The organism is Aquibacillus halophilus (genome assembly GCF_009649745.1).
Taxonomy (GTDB): domain Bacteria; phylum Bacillota; class Bacilli; order Bacillales; family Amphibacillaceae; genus Aquibacillus; species Aquibacillus halophilus.
In genome coordinates this window covers 1-19,482 of sequence record NZ_WJNG01000022.1, presented here as the reverse complement: position 1 = coordinate 19,482, position 19,482 = coordinate 1, and the positions used below count along the sequence as shown (strand labels likewise).

Sequence of the window (19,482 nt, the reverse complement as noted above, 5' to 3'; positions counted from 1 at the left end):
CTAATGAGAAATCGTTTTTTTACTGTTTCGTGAAATAGCGGCGGAGGGAATCGAACCCCCGACCTCACGGGTATGAACCGTACGCTCTAGCCAGCTGAGCTACACCGCCAAGATAACTAGTAATCTATTACGGGTAAAGAGTCACAAATGCTATGATACAATAGCATTCATAAGGTGTCAAATGATAGTAGAATATGTCTATCAATCAGAGGCATAGGTTGAAAGTGCTTCGAGAAGGGTCTTTCAACCATGACAGGGTATTATGTTTTATAATGAATGAAAGAATAATTATCTGCTCACATTAATTATTAGAAGGGAAGATGACTAATGATATGTCTAGTACGCCATGGACAGACAGATTGGAACTATTTAGGTAAAATTCAAGGAATGACTGATGTACCTCTTAATGATGTAGGAAGGCGACAAGCTGAAGAATGTAGAGAATATGTAAATAGTCAAGACTGGGATTTTATTATTTCCAGTCCATTAAAAAGAGCAAAGGAAACAGCGGAAATTATAAATAAAGATTTGAACTTACAGATTATCGAAATGGAAGAATTTAAGGAAAGATCATTTGGAATAGCTGAAGGTCTAACTTTGGAAGAAAGAACTATCCAATTCCCTGAAGGTGACTATCCTGGTCAGGAGTCAAAACAAGACTTAGTCGAACGTGTTATGAGTGGCATTGACACAATAAACAGATCGTATCCGGGGAAAAAGGTACTACTAGTTGCTCATGGGGCGGTTATTGGAACGTTACTGTCTACAATATCTAATGGACAAATTGGTTCCGGCAGAACCAAATTGATGAATGCCTGTATAAGTAACATCCAGCATGTAGATGATCAATGGAAAATTCATAATTATAACCAAATTGATCACTTAACCATGTAATAAGTGAGCGAAAAAAATTACTAGGAGCCTAGGGGGAAGTTGGTTGGAATTTTTAGATATCTATGATGAAAACGGAATGCACATTGGGACAGCTCTTCGCAGTGAAGTTCATCAACAAGGATTGTGGCATCACACCTTTCACTGCTGGATAATGACTAAAGAAAAAGAAAAGAACTATCTGTTATTCCAAATTAGACAAAGAGATAAAGATTTATTTCCTAGTCTATTAGATATCTCAGCTGCAGGCCATATTCTGGCAGGTGAGTCAATCGTAAATAGTAGCCGAGAAATAGAAGAAGAATTAGGAATAGTAGTTCCCTATAATGATTTAAAACACATTGGAGTTATTCGTGAGAAGTTGGCTGGAGATAACTTCTTAGATTACGAGTTTTGCAATGTCTTTTTGCATGTGACTAACTTTAAACTAAACGACTTTATAATACAGGAAGAAGAGCTTTCGGGATTGGTAAAAATAGAATTAACGGAAATTATTAACTTATTTTTAGGAAATCTTGATTATGTGCATGCAGAGGGATTTAAACAATTAGATGGAAAAAGAGCGTCTATAGACATTCAAGTGAAAAAAGAAGAGTTTGTCCCTCATCAATTGGATTATTACTTGAAAGTATTCAAAGAAGCAGAAAGATTAATTAGATAATAACCCTTCTCAGGAGAAACAACCAACCACATGAAATTTCACGTGGTTGGTTGTTTCTTTAGTTTTCAAAGCCATCGTTTAAAAAATGGTTACACCTATTATTTTGATCTATAGTACTCGGTTTTCAAAATTTAAATAAAATAATTTCCGAATGTTGATTAATATTAGACAGTAAGATTCGTCAAAAATCACTTTATTTTATGTAATGGAAAGAAAGCGCTTTATATGTTGTTGCGATTGGTTTAGGGACTATAAATATGAAAAAAAGCCATCCATTGGTCTAAATATAACCTAAACTAAGATCCTTTTTTATGTTGAAAAGCGTTTACTATCCTAGAAACTAGTCGAACATTTTTGTATATCACTTCTGCTGTTTTGACAAAAAAATGAGATTCTGTATGATTTAATATTCAACAGAAGGAGTGATGTAGAATGATGGGTTCAGCAACGACTCAAGGATCCAAGTCAATTGTGATCAAAAAAAATGTGGATACTTGGAAGCGAAGGTGGGGGGAGAAGGCGAAGCTGTTCTTCCTTGAGAAAGGCTGGCTACTATTTATTGTTGGCTTTTTACTTGGACGAGCTATTGTACTTTCCACATTATCGCCTTTTGCCCTTTCCTTTCTCGCTTCTGTATGGTTTATGCGAAAGGACAAAGCATTTAAAGTTATGATTGCAACAGTAGCAGGAGCACTGACCTACCAGTGGGAACATGGCATATTTGTTGCCATAGCGATGGTAGTTTTTATAATTGTAGCATCATTATTTAAGCATATGAATCATCAACAAAGGATTATTCCTATTGTTGTATTTTTTTCTAGTCTGTTTCCAAGGGTGCTACATTATTTTTTGTATGAACAAGTAACCGCTTATGAATGGATGCTAGCGGCAGTTGAAGGAGTGCTAAGTGCTGTACTTGTACTTATATTTATGCAAAGCATTCCATTATTATCACCAAAAAGATTTAAACCTACACTTAAAAATGAAGAGATCGTATGTATGATTATATTACTTGCATCTGTTTTGACCGGAACAATTGGTTGGGAAATACAAGGAGCATCATTTGAACAAATTTCAACTAGGTATCTTGTTCTGTGGCTTTCCTATGTTGGCGGGGCCGCAATTGGATCAACGGTTGGGGTTGTAGCTGGATTAATACTTAGTCTAGCTAATGTCGCAAGCCTCTATCAGATGAGCTTACTAGCTTTTTCAGGTCTGTTGGGGGGGCTGCTTAAGGATGGTAAAAAAATTGGAGTTAGTCTAGGACTAATTGTAGGAACTTTGTTGATTGGTATTTATGGACGAGGTATTGGGGAGTTACTCCCTTCCTTAGTCGAATCGTCAATTGCTATAATCTTATTCTTCTGCACACCAGAGAGCTGGATCAAGAAGTTATCTAGGTACATTCCTGGGACAATAGAACATTCCAAAGAGCAAGAGCAATATTTACAAAAAGTTAGGGATGTTACCGCTAGTCGAGTGGAGCAATTCTCAAATGTGTTTCAAGCGCTTTCTAAAAGCTTTACCCTCGAGCAGAAGACTCAATTAGATGATGATAGTGACCAAGAAATAGATTATTTTTTAAGTAATGTCACAGAGAAAACCTGCCAGTCTTGCTTTAAAAAGGATTGGTGCTGGGCGCAGAATTTCGATAAAACCTACGAGCTTATGTCCGATTTAAAGGGTGATTTGGAATCTGGCAACGGAAACTATCCAAATAAAGTATTGAAACGAAATTTTGAGAATCATTGTGTAAAGTCAAATAAGGTTATCGACACGATGAAGCAAGAGCTTTCTTTCTTTGAAGCAAATCAAAAATTGAAGAAGCAGGTTACAGAAAGCAGAAGGTTTGTAGCAGATCAATTATTGGGTGTATCCGAAGTGATGGGGGATTTTGCAAAAGAGATATTGAAGGAGAGGGAAAATCATGAACAACAAGAAATAGAAATAGTCGCTGGATTAAAACATATGGGTATTGAACTTGAAAAGCTCGACATATATAACTTAGAGAAAGGAAACATCGATATAGAAATGAACCTTTCTTTTTACAATTACCATGGTGAAGGGCCAAAGCTGATAGCTCCCATGTTATCTGATATCTTAAAAGAGACTGTCATAGTAAAAGAAGAGGAGATTTCCCCACTCCCTAACGGTTACTGCTACTTTTCGTTTGGATCAGCCAAAAAGTATGTGATTGAAACGGGAGTATCACATGCTGCTAAGGGTGGGGGGCTAGTATCAGGTGATAGTTATTCTACTATTGAACTTGGTGCTGGAAAATACGCAATGGCTATTAGTGATGGGATGGGTAATGGGAAACGTGCACATGAAGAGAGTACAGAGACATTAAGTCTCTTACAACAAATTTTACAATCTGGTATTCAGGAGCAGGTAGCAATCAAGTCTATTAATTCTATTCTTTCGCTAAGAACTAGTGACGAAATATTTTCGACATTAGATTTAGCCATGATAGATTTACACAATGCGGCAGTGAGATTCCTTAAAATTGGTTCAACTCCAAGCTTTATAAAGAGAGGCAATCGAATTCATATTGTAGAAGCTAGCAATTTACCGATTGGGATTATTCAAGATTTTGATGTAGATGTAGTAAGTGATCAACTGAAAGCAGGCGATATGTTAATCATGATGAGTGATGGAATATTTGAAGGTCCAAAGAATATTGAGAATGTAGATCTATGGTTGAAGAGAAAAATAAAAGAAATAGAGACTACAGATCCACAAGATATGGCCGACTTAATTTTGGAGGAGGTTGTAAGAACACGATCAGGACAAATCGAGGACGATATGACAGTTCTTGTAGCAAAAATAGAAAAAAACAATCCTAAATGGGCTGCTATTCCAAGTTATCATAAGGAAGCTAATTAAAGATATCTATAACCTTATTAAAACAGGTATAAATTTCTCTGTGACTGGTCATGCTTATGATGTTAAGTGTGAGCGTTCTAGTAGATTCTTATTTGAATATAGTGCGATCACGGACGGATAAACAGGAGGAGGAACATACCTGATGAAAAAGGGAACATTGAAACAGATTCTATTAATTACAGATGGCTGTTCAAATAAAGGTGAAGACCCATCAGCTGTCGCAGCTTTAGCAGCCCAACAAGGTATTATTGTAAATGTAATAGGTGTACTAGAGGATAATCAAAGGGAGGACTCTGCAGGATTACAAGAGGTTGAAGAGATAGCTATGTCAGGCGAAGGGGTTAGTCAGATAGTTTACCAGAAAGCATTGTCACAAACGGTTCAAACTGTCACAAAGCAAGCCATGACACAGACGTTACAAGGTGTTGTTAACCAGGAGTTAATGCAAATATTAGGTCCTAATCAAAGTCTTGAAGAACTTCCACCTGAGCAACGAGGAGAAGTTATGGAAGTTGTTGAAGATTTGGGTGAAACATGTGATTTAGAAGTGCTTGTGTTGGTTGATACAAGTGCAAGTATGCATAACAAGCTTCCGACGGTTCAGGAAGCATTGGTTGATTTATCTGTTAGTATGAACGCAAGAATTGGACGTAATCGTTTTGCCATCTTTTCTTTTCCTGGTAAAAGAAAAGATATTAATAAAGTATCAGACTGGGCACCTAAGCTAGATTCTCTTTCTTCTATATTTCCCAAATTATCAAGTGGGGGTGTTACACCGACAGGACCAGCATTAAAAGAAGCAATGTATCAATTTGGGAAAAAAAGCTTACGAAGGAGCTTTATGAGAGAAGATGAACCAAACATCGAAGAAACAGGGAATTAGTCTTAAGCCGGGAAGTATTGTTGATGGTAAGTGGCATCACAATCGCTACTATATAATAAAACAACTTGGGCGTGGCGCTATTGGCTCTGTTTATTTATGTGAATCCAACGGAAAAAAAGCAGCATTGAAAATAAGTGATAAAGGCTCCTCTGTTACAATGGAAGTAAATGTACTTAAAACCTTCCAGAAGGTCCAAGGAAAACCCCTTGGACCTTCTTTGTTAGATGTAGATGATTGGATTGATAGTTTAGGTAATAGATATTCCTTTTATATAATGGAGTATTTAAAAGGGAAAGAAGTGTCAACGTTTATTAAACAACATGGGGAAGAATGGCTTGGTATTTTAGTAATACAGTTGTTGGAAGACCTCGGAAGACTTCATCGGGAAGGATGGGTGTTTGGAGATCTTAAGACGGACAATCTTATTGTTACCTATCCACCAGCAAGGTTGAAGTGGATAGATGTCGGCGGCACAACTCAAATTGGTCGTTCTATTAAAGAGTACACTGAATTCTTTGATCGAGGATATTGGGGTATGGGCTCAAGACGAGCCGAACCTTCTTATGATTTATTTGCACTAGCAATGGTGATGATCCACTATTATCATCCTATTCAATTTACTAGAGGGAAAGTGCCTAAAAAAACATTGATGACAAAATTACAAGCTACACCACAACTAAAAAAATATCATCAATGTATTAGAAATGCGTTATTAGGTCAGTACAATTCAAGCGAACAAATGAGAGACGATCTCTCAGCAATGATGATGAAACAGAATGATCAAGTTCGTAGCCACCAAAGTAATACTAGTAAAATAAAGAATCCGCAGATAAAAAGAAAAGATCATCAATCACAGAACAAGAAAAAAGAGATTGTTCATCCCGTGTTTGAGAGCCTTGGTATCTGTGCAGTTGTGATTTTATTTTATGTTTTTTACCTTATCCTTATATAAAGAAAAAAAATCAAGGATAGTTCATGAGATTGGCAAAATTAGTATTGTCAATGGTATGCTTTCGCCATAGGTGTTAGCAGAATAATAAATATTTCTACTTCTTTTTGCAGTTTTAACATAAACAATGATAGGATAAGGGTGTTTTAAACTGCAATGAAGAGTTAATCCTAAGGGAATCATAAGTAAAGAAGTTGTTATACTTAAAATTTCGTTTCTAAAAGGGCGAGGGTGACATGAATAAGGACGTCAGTAATTTCATCCAAAAGCACCAGTTGTTTCATCATGGTGCAACAGTATTGGTAGGTGTATCGGGAGGACCTGACTCGATGGCACTACTTCATTATTTAAACACATTAAAAGGCGACTGGGGATTCCGTATTATTGCTATAACAATTGATCATGGTTTACGAGGGGAACAATCGCAACAAGACGTCAATTATGTTAAAAATAGTTGCAAATCATGGGGAATAGAATTAATTGAAACCACTTTGGATGTTCAATCGTATAAGCTAAATGAAAGGAAAGGGACTCAGGTTGCTGCACGAGAGCTTAGGTATTTGTTTTTTGAAGAACAAATGAAAAATTTTAACGCAGACTATTTGGTACTAGGGCACCACGGAGATGATCAAGCAGAAACAATGCTAATGAGATTTGTCCGAAACGCAAACCCTTCTCTTTTGAAAGGGATACCAATAAAGCGGGAGTTTGGGAATGGATTCATAGTTCGACCATTTTTACCTATTACAAAAGAAGATATTGAGTCCTACTGTAGTGATCATGAAATATACCCTAGAAGAGACCCGTCAAATAATGAAGATATCTACACTCGAAATTATTTTAGGCATAAGATCCTTCCTTTACTTGAGGATCAAAATCCTAATTTGCATAAAAGTTTGCAGAGGCTTAGCGAGACAATTAGTCATGATGAGGAATTCCTAGCTGGAGAAACAACAAAACTAGTAGAAAAAGAAATTACCTTTTCTAAAGATGTAGGTAGAGCTACATTTAAATTGAGTAGCTTTTTGCAATATCCATTTGCTTTACAAAGGCGCTCCTTTCATCTAATATTAAACTATCTATACCGTACAGTTCCAAATGGGCTGTATTATGTTCATGAGAATCAATTTCTTGATCTTATACATAGTAAGAAACCAAATGTAACGGTTGATTTTCCGATGGGTTTAAAATTACGAAAAACCTATCAAAATGTTGAATTTTACTTTCATGAGCCCCCAGCCATTCCTTTTGTTCATTCCTTGCCAGTCCCAGGGGTAGTAACATTACCAAATGGTTCGACCATTACAGCTTCTCTATCAAATGATCCAGGTGAGTACTCGAAGAATGAGTTAGTTTGTGATGTGAATGATATTAAATTACCACTAACCATTAGAACGAGAAAATCAGGAGACAAAATAAAGGTAAGAGGATTAAATGGTAGCAAAAAAGTAAAAGATATCTTCATTGATCAAAAAATCCCCCTTCACCTTAGGGATCATTGGCCATTGTTAATTGACCAAGATGGAAAGGTGATTTGGTTAGTTGGTCTTAAGAAAGGTAATATAGATAGAATTAACCATTCAAAAAAATTTCTTCGAATACACTATGAGAAGGGTAACATCTAGGAGGATCAGGATGCATAATGACATAGAAAAGATATTGATTTCTGAACAAGAAATCAAAAACAAATGTAAAGAAATTGGTGCGCAGCTTACTGCAGAATATAATGGTAAGTTTCCATTAGCAATAGGTGTTCTAAAAGGGGCAATGCCTTTTATGTCTGACGTCCTTCGCTATACGGAGACCCATTTGGAAATGGACTTCATGGACGTTTCTAGTTACGGTGGAGAAATGCGGTCATCTGGTGAAGTTAAAATTGTCAAAGACTTAAACACAAAGGTTGAAGGAAGAGATTTACTAATTATTGAGGATATCATTGATAGTGGTCTAACTCTGAACTATTTAGTCGATTTGTTTAAGTATAGAAAGGCTAATTCAATTAAAATTGTGACATTGTTGGACAAACCAGAGGGAAGAACAGTTGATATTAAGGCAGATGTTGTAGGGTTTAAAGTTCCAAATGAATTTGTTGTTGGATATGGATTAGATTATCAAGAAAAGTATCGCAACCTTCCATATGTAGGTGTCCTAAAGCCTAAAATATATGGAGGAGAAGAATAATATCGAATACAACTTAAAGGTATTAGTGTTGGGAAAATGACATATCATAAAAAGTAATTGTAATTAGTTGTATTTGGTCTTTTTTATGTGATACTATTTACTATAGTTTTCTCGCTTGGGAGGAGGTACGCAATGAATCGTGTATTTAGAAATGTAATTTTTTATTTTCTAATATTCCTAGTAGTAATAGGAGTAGTTGGAGTATTTAACGGACAAAACAATCAAGAACAACAGTTTGATGTAAATGAATTTTATCAGGCTCTTAATAATGGTGATATTGAAGAATTGACCATGCAACCGTCCAACCAGGTTTATCGCATATCTGGAACGCTGCAGAGTGACGGTACTACTTTTGTGACGAATGTACCAGATAATCCTGAGATAATTGCAGGTATTGCGGAAACAGCAAGAGATCAAGATATTTTGACTGTTGCAGAACATGAACAACAAAGCGGATGGGTAACGTTCTTAACGACCATGATACCGTTTGTTATCATATTCATCTTATTCTTTTTCCTACTTAACCAAGCCCAAGGTGGCGGAAGTAAAGTAATGAACTTTGGTAAAAGTAAGGCTAAGATGTACAGTGAAGAAAAGAAGAAAGTACGATTTAAGGATGTTGCCGGTGCAGATGAGGAGAAGCAAGAGCTTGTAGAAGTAGTAGACTTCTTAAAGGATCCTCGAAAATTCACTGCTATTGGTGCAAAAATTCCTAAGGGTGTACTTTTAGTAGGTCCTCCAGGTACAGGTAAGACATTACTTGCTCGTGCTGTGGCTGGTGAAGCAGGTACACCATTTTTCTCTATTAGTGGTTCTGACTTCGTAGAGATGTTTGTTGGTGTTGGTGCTTCTCGTGTACGTGATCTATTTGAAAACGCGAAAAAGAATGCACCATGTATTATCTTTATTGATGAAATTGATGCTGTTGGTAGACAACGTGGAGCTGGTGTTGGTGGTGGACATGACGAGCGTGAGCAGACCCTAAACCAATTACTAGTCGAGATGGATGGTTTTGGTGAGAATGAAGGAATAATTATAATTGCTGCGACTAACCGTCCAGATATCCTTGACCCAGCATTGTTACGTCCAGGACGTTTCGACCGACAGATTACTGTAGATCGTCCTGATTTAAAAGGACGTGAAGATGTACTTAAAGTACACGCAAGAGATAAACCATTAGCAGACGATGTGGAGCTTAAAGTAATTGCTTCGCGAACTCCAGGGTTCTCTGGAGCGGACTTGGAGAATTTACTAAATGAAGCTGCGCTAGTTGCTGCAAGAACAGATAAGACGGTAATTGAGATGGAAGATGTAGATGAAGCAATTGATCGTGTTATTGCAGGACCAGCGAAGAAGAGTAAGGTAATTTCGAAAAAAGAAAAAAATATTGTTGCTTACCACGAAAGTGGACACACGATTATAGGAATGGTACTAGATGATGCTGATATGGTACACAAGGTAACAATTATACCTAGGGGTCAAGCTGGTGGATATGCTGTAATGCTTCCTAAAGAAGATCGTTATTTCATGACAAAACCAGAACTGCTTGATAAGGTTACAGGTTTACTTGGGGGTCGTGTTGCGGAGGAAATAATATTTGGTGAGGCAAGTACAGGGGCACACAATGATTTCCAACGAGCTACCAGTATTGTTAGAAAAATGGTTACAGAATATGGTATGAGTGAAAAAATTGGCCCGTTGCAATTTGGTAGCTCTGGTGGACAGGTGTTCTTGGGTAGAGATATGCAGAATGAGTCGAATTATAGTGATGCAATTGCATATGAAATTGACCAAGAAATGCAGAACTTTGTTAACCAATGTTATAATCGTGCAAAACAAATTTTAACTGATAATAAAGATAAGTTAGAACTTGTAGCACAATCTCTTCTTGAAGTTGAGACACTTGATGCGAGACAAATTAAGGGATTATTTGAGGATGGGAAGTTACCAGACCCAGTTGTATTTGAAAAAAAAGGTGAAGATGACTCGTCTCAGTCAAAAGAAGCCTCTACTGATAATAAAGATGTTAAGGTAAATATTAAATCTAAGTCAGAGGAAGAGAACACTACTGACGAAGATAAAGAAAGTAATAACGAAGATAACAACGATAATAAAAAATAAAGTATAATAAAAAACAGCCTTTTGTTGATAAAGGGCTGTTTTTTTATTTTCAGCTAAAAGCATAAGAGATGTAATTTTATTAACTTAAATTTATAATTGAGTTGACTATTGCTATCCTGCTTTTGTAGTAAATCATTCCGATGGGAAGAGGATAGACAATAAGTGTATGGAGAAAAGTAAGGTTATGATATGATGGGCAGAAATAATTCATAAAGAAATGGTGGAAAAGATAATGATTTTTGTATTGGATGTAGGTAATACAAACACGGTATTGGGTGTGTTTGACAATGATCATTTAAACTATCAATGGCGTATAAAAACGGATCGCCATAAAACGGAAGATGAGTTCGCCATGCTAATTAAGTCATTGCTAGAGCATGAAGGCTTGTCTTTTTCAGATATTGAAGGAGTTATTATATCGTCAGTTGTTCCGCCAATAATGTTTTCGTTGGAACGGATGTCCAAAAATTACTTCAAGAGAAAGCCAATGGTTATTGGGAATACCTCGGTTGATTCGTTACTAAAAATGAAGTATCCGAACCCAAAAGAGATTGGTGCTGATCGAATTGTCAATGCTGTAGGAGCTATTCAAGAGTATGGAGCGCCATTAATTATAATCGATTTTGGTACAGCCACTACCTTTTGCTATATAAATGAAAAGGAAGAATATGTGGGAGGAGTAATAGCGCCAGGGATTAATATTTCATTGGAGGCCCTTTACTCTAAGGCAGCTAAGTTACCGAAGATTGAAATTAAAAACCCTGGGAACGTGATTGGTTCATCTACAGTTGAAGCAATGCAATCAGGAGTATATTTTGGTTATATAGGGCAAGTTGATGAAGTGGTCAGAAGAATTCAAGATCAATCAATTAAACAAACAAAAGTGATTGCGACCGGTGGGTTAGCACCATTAATTGCAGGTGAATCTAAAATGATAGATACTGTCGATTCTAATCTAACTTTAAAAGGACTCTACTTAATCTACAAATATAATGAAAATAAACCTTTAAACTAAGGAGTTTGATACATCATGAGTGATTATTTAATTAAAGCAATAGCATTTGATGGTAAAGTCAGGGCATATGCTGTCCAATCTACAGATACTGTAGAGGAGACAAGAAGAAGACAAGATACGTGGGCAACTGCTTCGGCAGCTCTTGGTAGAGCTGTAACCATTACATCAATGATGGGTGCGATGTTAAAAGGGAAAGATAAGCTAACAATTAAGATAGAGGGGAACGGACCAATTGGACCGATAGTCGTCGATGGGAATTCGATTGGTGAAGTAAGAGGATATGTTACAAACCCCCATGTTAATCTTGACCTGAACGAAAAAGGAAAATTAGATGTTGCTAGGGCTGTTGGTACAGAAGGAACTCTGAGTGTTGTTAAAGACTTAGGGTTAAAGGATTATTTTACAGGGCAAGTTCCTATTGTTTCGGGTGAAGTAAGTGAGGATTTCACTTACTATTTCGCAAATTCGGAGCAAGTCCCATCCGCTGTTGGCGCTGGTGTGTTAGTCAATCCGGATCATTCCATACTTGCTGCGGGTGGTTTTATCATTCAAGTTATGCCGGGGGCAGATGATGATACAATTGACTTAATTGAAAAGAGCATTAATGAAATGCCTTCCATTTCAAACCTAATTCAAACAGGCCATTCACCGGAAGATATTTTAAAACAATTATTGGGAGAAGAGAATCTCAAAATACTTGAGAAGTTACCTGTGAGTTTTTCTTGTCACTGTTCTAGAGAAAGAATTGAACAAGCCATAAAAAGTTTAGGTGATGATGAAATTACACAAATGATAGAAGAAGATAATGGTGCAGAGGCAACCTGTCATTTTTGCAATGAGCAGTATCAATTTGATGCAGAAGAACTGAATGAATTGAAATCCGAATAAGGAGAGGGAAAATGGAATGACACGGAGGTTGTTATGGGGGCTTATTGTTCTTCTGTTGGTTACAAATCTGACAACAATAGCAGTTTGGACTTTTGATAGAAGCGATGATAGTGATTCAGATGGGAGTTTTAGCGTTAATCTAAATAAGAAGGAACCTGTTGCATCTGTAGCAGGTGAGGATATTTCTTATGATAAGTGGACAAATAAATTAGAAGAAAGATATGGTAAACAGGTATTAAAAGATATGGTAGATAGGGAACTAGTTCTCAATTTAGCTGAAGAACACGATTTGGAACTTAACGACAAATTAATCGAACGAGAACTTTCGCTACTTTTAACAATGGGCGGGATTCTAACAAAAGAACAAATAGAAAAAAATAGAGAAACATGGGAAGAAGACGTCCGTTATAGATTATTTTTAGAAGAACTGCTCACAAGGGGTATCTCCGTTGGGGATAATCAAATAGAAGAATATTATAACAATTACAAAGATCAATATGAGTTTATTGAATCCATCCAATTGTCCCATATTCTTGTTGATGACAGACAGACAGCGGAAAGAATTGTAACTGAGCTTGAAGATGGGGCATCCTTTAATTCATTAGCAAAGGAATACTCTGTTGATGAGGATTCAAGAAACGATGGAGGATATCTAGGTTATTTTACTAGCTCAAGTTCCTTCCTATCTGCAGATTATTATGATAAAGCAATGGATATGTCGGAGCATACCTACAGCGATCCCTTTCTAACGGGTAATGGAGTAGCAATTATCTATTTACATCAACTATTGCCATCTATTTCATTTTCATATGATGAACTTAAGAATCATATCAGAAGAGAAATAGCGCTTGAGGAGATTAAAACTACCATATCTGCAGATCCACTTTGGAATGAACTGGACGTTGACTGGGTTTATGAGTAAAAATTGTAAAATAATTCCGACTAATTGGTTGACTTTTTAATGGCTTTTAGCGTAATCTAAAGTTAAAACCAACAATATTACTAGGAATTAGGAGTGGTAAAATGAAAATAGCTCAATCAATAGCGGATTTAATTGGGAATACCCCAATAGTAAAGTTGAATCGTACAGCAGATAGTGACGGTGCTGAAATTTATTTGAAACTAGAATTCATGAACCCTGGAAGCTCTGTAAAAGATCGTATAGCACTAGCAATGGTGGAAGCTGCTGAAAAGGATGGTAGTCTTAAAGAAGGCGATACAATCATTGAACCAACTAGTGGAAATACAGGTATTGGTATTGCCCTTGTTGCTGCAGTAAAGGGATATAAGGCGGTACTGGTTATGCCGGATACAATGAGCATGGAAAGACGAAACCTCCTTCGTGCCTATGGCGCTGACTTGGTACTGACTCCTGGTGCTGATGGGATGAAAGGTGCTATTAAAAAGGCGGAAGAACTACAAGCAGAACACGGATACTTCATGCCTCAACAATTTAACAATGAGGCTAATCCAGAAGTTCATGCCCGGACAACTGCAAAAGAGATTATCGAACAAATGGGTGATCAACTAGATGCGTTCGTGTCTGGGATTGGTACAGGTGGAACTATAACTGGTGCAGGGAAAGTCCTAAAAGATAAGTATAAAGATATAAAAATCTATGCTGTTGAACCAGAAGCATCTGCAATCCTATCAGGCGGAAAGCCTGGTCCTCATAAAATTCAAGGGATTGGTGCTGGGTTTATCCCTAAAGTGCTAAACACTGAAGTTTATGATGAAGTAATTACTGTTAGTAATGATGAGGCATATGCTACAGCAAGAGAAGCTGCTCGAAAAGATGGTTTGTTGGGTGGCGTTTCGTCAGGTGCTGCTATATTTGCCGCTAAGAAGGTAGCCAAGCAACTAGGAAAAGGTAAAAAAGTTTTAGCTGTAATTCCAAGTAACGGTGAGAGATACCTTTCTACACCTCTATATCAATTTGAAGAACAAGAATAATTTTAAAACCCTTGCAGAAATGCAGGGGTTTTATTAATGAGTTCTAATTCTATATGAATTATTAGTGTGTTAGAGGTATGCAAGAAGTTTAAACTTTATAAACCAATTAAATGACTCTCTTCGTATAATTTATTACTATTTAACCTCCGCATTTGATGAAAAATGCGACGTAACTTTGTCGTGACTCACCCCCATCCTGTATAGGTTGAGTGATCATCCATCGCTTCGGAAAAACACTCCCTTTCCATGGGGAACGCTTCAGCCTCCTCACGAGAAAAACCGCTCGTTGCGGGGTCTTCAGACTGTTCCTTTCCCATAGGACCAGAAATGACATCCGTGAATTTGCAACACACGAAGAAAATTGCTTTATATTTTCGAGGAGTGTCGCATTTTTCCGAAGCTAAAGTAGCTTTCTGTTCAAGTGAGATACAAAACGATGAGACGTTTATTACATGAAATATAACTACTCTCTCGCACAAAAGATTGTATTTTTGAGGAGTCTTTGATTATCTTCACGTAGTATAATGTTATGTTTAATAACTTCAATTACACAACAGCTGTTTATTCTTATATTATGGTTGATTGAAGCGCGGGGCAGTCGACTCCAGCGGGAAAAGCGACGGCTGAAAATCCCGCAGGACTTGAATTTACTTCCTGAATAAACACCGCACGCAGAAAAAGTGCTTTCCTTTTTCAAGCAAGTGGTATTCTTCCGAGGAAGTTGAAGCGTTGCCCGCGGAAAGCGACTGCCCGGAGCGCAAATCAACATAGCAGCCGATTAAGGAAAAGTGAAAAAATTTAACAAAAAGTTGCGTCGTAGATTGTGACTAAAGCGAAGAGTTTATAGAAAACAGCCGATAACAAACTTCCATAATGAAGTATTTAATATTATCATGTAGAATGGAAAGTAAATCTATTAAAGGACGGACCATACACATGAGTAAATGGCTATCGACTAAAGTTAAAAGTTATAATTTAAACGAGAAAACACTAGTGATGGGTATCTTAAATGTCACCCCTGATTCATTTTCTGATGGTGGGAGATATGATCAGCTTGATGATGCGGTTAAGCAGGCGGTAACTATGATGCAGCAAGGAGCTGATATTATTGACATAGGCGGGGAATCGACTAGGCCTAATCATACCCCTGTCTCACTAGACGAGGAGCTAAATCGTGTTCTACCTATTATAAAAGCAGTAAGTAAGGCCGTTAATGTTCCCGTTTCTATCGATACATATAAGGCTGAGACAGCTAGACAAGCAATTGAAGCGGGTGCCTCCATTATTAATGATGTTTGGGGTGCTAAAAAAGACCCTGAAATTGCCGAAGTAGCTGCAAGGCATGATGTACCAATTATTCTAATGCATAACCGAGATAATAAGAATTACAATTCTATTATTGATGATATGAAAGAAGACCTTAAAGAAAGTATTAAAATAGCTTTAGATGCCGGTGTAAAACAAGAAAAAATTATTTTGGATCCTGGAATAGGATTTGCCAAAACGGTTGAGGACAATTTGGTCGTCCTCAGAAATCTACATCAATTTGCCGAGCTTGGATACCCAATTTTACTAGGTACATCCAGGAAATCATTGATTGGAAAGGTGTTAGATTTACCTGTTGAGGAAAGAGATGAGGGAACAGGTGCTACGGTTTGTTATGGCATTACAAAGGGTATTAATATCGTGAGAGTTCATAACGTGAACTTAACTGTGCGGATGACCAAGATGATGGATGCGATGATGGGTAAAGGTGGAAAAATAAATGGATAAAATATACCTAAATAAATTAGAATTCTATGGTTATCATGGTCTGTTTCCTGAAGAGAATAAATTGGGCCAACGTTTCTATGTTGATTTAGTCCTAGAGCTCAGCTTGCAAAAGGCTGGTAAAACAGATGATATGGTAGATTCAATTAATTATGGAACAGTGTTTCAATTGACGAAAGAAATAGTAGAAGGTCAGCCGAAAAATCTTATTGAAGCAGTGGCGGATGAAATAGCTACGCAACTATTGTCAGCATTTGAAAAGTTATTTGCTTGTACGGTAAAGGTATATAAGCCAGATCCACCAATAGCTGGCCATTATAAATCTGTAGCAGTAGAAATATACAGGGAGAACAGTAAATGAATAAAGCATATGTAGCGTTAGGATCCAATATAGCACCAAGGGATACATTCTTATCACAAGCTATTAACGCTTTGGATGAACATCTTGAGATTAAATTAACCTTTAAATCAAACATTTACGAGACAGAACCAATGGGTTTGAAAGAACAAGAAAAGTTTTTAAATTTAGTTGTAGAGGTTAGCACAAGTTTGGAACCATTGGAATTGCTAAGTTATTGCCAACAAATTGAAGAAAAACTGGGGAGAAAAAGGGAATTGAGATGGGGTCCCCGAACAATTGACCTTGACATTTTGCTCTATAATAACGAAAATATTAAAACGGAACAGCTAATTGTTCCACATCCTAGAATGCATGAGCGATCTTTCGTACTCATTCCTTTAAAGGATATTGACCCAATGATGATCATTCCAACCGTAAATAAAACTGTTTCAGTCATTCTAGATGAAACAAAAGAAGAAGACAAAAAGGGAGTAATCTTATGGGTGCCGTCGGACAAGGAAGAAGAATAAAGGCTTATCGTAAGCTAAAAGGATATACTCAAGTTAAATTTGCGAACAAGTTAGGTGTTTCGGTTTCAATTATTGGTGAGGTTGAAAGAGGCAATCGGATGCCATCTGATGAGCTATTAGAAAAAATTACAGATGTTTTAAATATTTCTATTGATGAATTAACCCTATAATATCGACAATAGGTTTACCTTTGTCATTTTGTGAAAAATAGCAATTGTACTATCGATGATATTATAATAACTATATCGTAATTTAATAGAAGATATTCTTTATAGCTGTGTAGATCAAAAGATGGAGTATTATTCTAAGGCAAAACGTTGACACTTTGTAACTCGTTTCCTATACTAAACTATAAGTGTGTTGCTGCCAGTACCTAACTGGCAGCTTTTTAATATTTTAAAATGAGTTGAAAATACAATTTGTACATACGAAAATTTAATAAATGGAGTGAAAACTATGACAGAAGAATTAAATGATCTCATGCGTGTTCGTAGAGAAAAATTACAATCATACAAAGACCAAGGGTTGGACCCTTTTGGTGATAAGTATGTTCGTACACATTTGGCTGAACAGTTAAAGCAAGAGTACGACCAGTTTTCTAAAGAAGATTTAGAAGAAAAAGCTATAGAAGCGACTATAGCTGGGCGGATCATGACAAAACGAGGCAAAGGGAAGGCTGGCTTCGCTCATATTCAGGATCTAAGTGGCCAAATCCAACTATATATAAGGAAGGATAAAGTTGGAGAAGAAGCTTATGAGATATTTAACACCGCAGATATGGGTGATATTGTTGGTGTGACCGGTACAGTCTTTAAAACAAATGTTGGGGAGCTATCGGTAAAAGCAACTAAGTTCCAAATGTTAACCAAATCCCTACGTCCATTACCAGAAAAGTTTCATGGTTTGAAGGATGTAGAACAACGCTACCGACAACGTTATTTGGATTTAATAACAAACCCACACAGTAAGGAAACGTTTTTAACTAGAAGTAAAATTATACAAGCAATGCGTCGCTACTTAGATCAAAGTGGATTTCTAGAGGTAGAAACACCAATGATGCACGGAATTGCCGGTGGTGCATCCGCAAGACCATTCACTACACACCATAACGCTTTAGATATTCCTCTCTATATGAGAATAGCGATCGAGCTACATTTAAAAAGGTTAATTGTTGGTGGAATGGAAAAGGTATATGAAATAGGGCGCGTTTTCAGAAATGAAGGAGTTTCCACACGACACAATCCTGAATTTACAATGTTAGAGCTTTATGAGGCATATGTGGACTTTCACGATATTATGTCCCTAGTTGAGAACATGGTAGCTCACATTGCGAGAGAAGTAATTGGTTCCACGACTGTACCTTATGGAGAATACCAAGTGAATCTAGAACCTAAATGGGCAAGACTTCATATGGTAGATGCGATTAAGGAATATACTGGTGTAGATTTTTGGAGAGAAATGACCGATGATGAAGCGAAAGCATTAGCAAAAGAGAATGAAGTCCATATTAAAGATACAATGACATTCGGTCATATAGTTAATGAATTTTTTGAACAGAAAGTAGAAGACAAATTAATTCAACCGACATTTGTCTATGGTCATCCATTGGAAATATCCCCATTAGCCAAGAAGAATAAAGATGATGAAAGGTTCACAGATCGTTTTGAATTATTTATTGTTGGTCGTGAGTATGCGAATGCATTCTCTGAATTAAATGATCCAATTGATCAACGCGAACGTTTTGAAGCGCAAGTAAAAGAGAAAGAACAAGGTAATGATGAAGCTCATGAGATGGATGAAGATTTCCTTGAAGCGCTAGAATACGGTATGCCACCTACTGGGGGATTAGGTATAGGGATAGATCGACTTGTCATGCTATTGACTAATGCACCATCAATTCGAGATGTTCTTTTGTTCCCACAAATGCGCAATAAATAATATGACTGGCCCTTGGCCTTAAGCCGAGGGCCATCTATTTGAGTTATGTAATGACTGATGAAAGTAATTGGTCAAATTAATTACCATATATTTCAATGAATTTAATTATTGATTTATGGAGATAATCATGTTAAATTATTAGTCGTTGCCTAAACAACCAACAACCAACCAACTTAATTATCAATTAGAAAGTTGTTGACTTAGGTTAGACAACATGGTATATTAATTAAGTCGCCATTTTGAAAGGCGCAAAACAACAAGAAAAATATTATAAAAAGTTGTTGACTTTATCAAATTAACTTGATATAATATATAAGCTGTCGCAAAAACGACCGCAAGTATTGATCCTTGAAAACTGAACGAAACAACCAGTATGTGAAGTAAGAAATTAAGCTAGTTTTTTGAACGAGCAATCAAGCTCATAAACTTTATGGAGAGTTTGATCTTGGCTCAGGACGAACGCTGGCGGCGTGCCT

Annotated in this window: 17 protein-coding genes and 1 tRNA gene; 17 read left to right on the top strand and 1 reads right to left on the bottom strand. The window is 36.8% G+C overall.

From position 1 onward, the window contains the following. Window positions 1-35: 35 nt before the first annotated feature. Window positions 36-109 (bottom strand) — tRNA-Met (locus tag GH741_RS20215). A 218-nt stretch (window positions 110-327) separates the two neighbouring features. Here GH741_RS20215 and GH741_RS20210 point away from each other — a divergent pair. The 17 genes from GH741_RS20210 to lysS all read left to right on the top strand — a co-directional run bounded on the left by GH741_RS20210 (window position 328) and on the right by lysS (window position 19,006). Continuing rightward, window positions 328-894, top strand: a complete 567-nt coding sequence (locus tag GH741_RS20210; protein ID WP_153738571.1) for a histidine phosphatase family protein — start codon at window positions 328-330, stop codon at window positions 892-894. Window positions 895-937: 43 nt separating this feature from the next. Beyond that, window positions 938-1,552, top strand: coding sequence for an NUDIX hydrolase (locus tag GH741_RS20205; RefSeq protein WP_153738570.1), 615 nt, complete (start codon window positions 938-940; stop codon window positions 1,550-1,552). A gap of 432 nt (window positions 1,553-1,984) precedes the next feature. Next, window positions 1,985-4,438 carry a stage II sporulation protein E gene (gene spoIIE, locus GH741_RS20200; protein WP_153738569.1) on the top strand — a complete coding sequence of 818 codons (2,454 nt, stop codon included), beginning with the start codon at window positions 1,985-1,987 and terminating at the stop codon, window positions 4,436-4,438. 142 nt (window positions 4,439-4,580) lie between these two features. Continuing rightward, window positions 4,581-5,321 carry a vWA domain-containing protein gene (locus GH741_RS20195; protein ID WP_153738568.1) on the top strand — a complete coding sequence of 247 codons (741 nt, stop codon included), beginning with the start codon at window positions 4,581-4,583 and terminating at the stop codon, window positions 5,319-5,321. Then, window positions 5,290-6,273, top strand: a complete 984-nt coding sequence (locus GH741_RS20190) for a protein kinase domain-containing protein (protein WP_153738567.1) — start codon at window positions 5,290-5,292, stop codon at window positions 6,271-6,273. The genes GH741_RS20195 and GH741_RS20190 overlap by 32 nt, the downstream gene beginning before the upstream one ends. Window positions 6,274-6,506: 233 nt before the next feature. Beyond that, complete coding sequence (gene tilS / locus GH741_RS20185; RefSeq protein WP_153738566.1) at window positions 6,507-7,895, top strand: tRNA lysidine(34) synthetase TilS; 1,389 nt, start codon at window positions 6,507-6,509, stop codon at window positions 7,893-7,895. A 10-nt stretch (window positions 7,896-7,905) separates the two neighbouring features. Next, a complete protein-coding gene (gene hpt / locus GH741_RS20180) occupies window positions 7,906-8,451 on the top strand; it encodes a hypoxanthine phosphoribosyltransferase (protein ID WP_153738565.1) in 546 nt (181 codons plus the stop codon). A 132-nt stretch (window positions 8,452-8,583) separates the two neighbouring features. Beyond that, on the top strand, window positions 8,584-10,572 hold the full coding sequence (ftsH, locus tag GH741_RS20175) for an ATP-dependent zinc metalloprotease FtsH (protein ID WP_153738564.1): 1,989 nt from the start codon (window positions 8,584-8,586) through the stop codon (window positions 10,570-10,572). A 232-nt stretch (window positions 10,573-10,804) separates the two neighbouring features. Then, a complete protein-coding gene (locus GH741_RS20170; protein WP_153738563.1) occupies window positions 10,805-11,587 on the top strand; it encodes a type III pantothenate kinase in 783 nt (260 codons plus the stop codon). Window positions 11,588-11,602: 15 nt separating this feature from the next. Continuing rightward, window positions 11,603-12,475, top strand: a complete 873-nt coding sequence (hslO, locus tag GH741_RS20165; protein ID WP_153738562.1) for an Hsp33 family molecular chaperone HslO — start codon at window positions 11,603-11,605, stop codon at window positions 12,473-12,475. A gap of 16 nt (window positions 12,476-12,491) precedes the next feature. After that, on the top strand, window positions 12,492-13,397 hold the full coding sequence (locus GH741_RS20160) for a peptidylprolyl isomerase (protein ID WP_153738561.1): 906 nt from the start codon (window positions 12,492-12,494) through the stop codon (window positions 13,395-13,397). A gap of 101 nt (window positions 13,398-13,498) precedes the next feature. After that, window positions 13,499-14,428, top strand: a complete 930-nt coding sequence (gene cysK, locus GH741_RS20155) for a cysteine synthase A (protein ID WP_153738560.1) — start codon at window positions 13,499-13,501, stop codon at window positions 14,426-14,428. 936 nt (window positions 14,429-15,364) lie between these two features. Continuing rightward, the gene (gene folP, locus GH741_RS20150; protein WP_153738559.1) at window positions 15,365-16,201 is read left to right on the top strand and encodes a dihydropteroate synthase; all 837 of its coding nucleotides are present in this window, start codon (window positions 15,365-15,367) and stop codon (window positions 16,199-16,201) included. Next, window positions 16,194-16,559, top strand: coding sequence for a dihydroneopterin aldolase (gene folB, locus GH741_RS20145; RefSeq protein ID WP_153738558.1), 366 nt, complete (start codon window positions 16,194-16,196; stop codon window positions 16,557-16,559). The genes folP and folB overlap by 8 nt, the downstream gene beginning before the upstream one ends. Beyond that, the gene (gene folK / locus GH741_RS20140; RefSeq protein ID WP_153738557.1) at window positions 16,556-17,068 is read left to right on the top strand and encodes a 2-amino-4-hydroxy-6-hydroxymethyldihydropteridine diphosphokinase; all 513 of its coding nucleotides are present in this window, start codon (window positions 16,556-16,558) and stop codon (window positions 17,066-17,068) included. The genes folB and folK overlap by 4 nt, the downstream gene beginning before the upstream one ends. Beyond that, complete coding sequence (locus GH741_RS20135) at window positions 17,038-17,238, top strand: helix-turn-helix domain-containing protein (protein ID WP_153738556.1); 201 nt, start codon at window positions 17,038-17,040, stop codon at window positions 17,236-17,238. The genes folK and GH741_RS20135 overlap by 31 nt, the downstream gene beginning before the upstream one ends. A gap of 286 nt (window positions 17,239-17,524) precedes the next feature. Next, entirely contained in the window at window positions 17,525-19,006 is a 1,482-nt protein-coding gene (lysS, locus tag GH741_RS20130; protein WP_153738555.1) for a lysine--tRNA ligase, read from the top strand. Window positions 19,007-19,482: the final 476 nt, after the last annotated feature.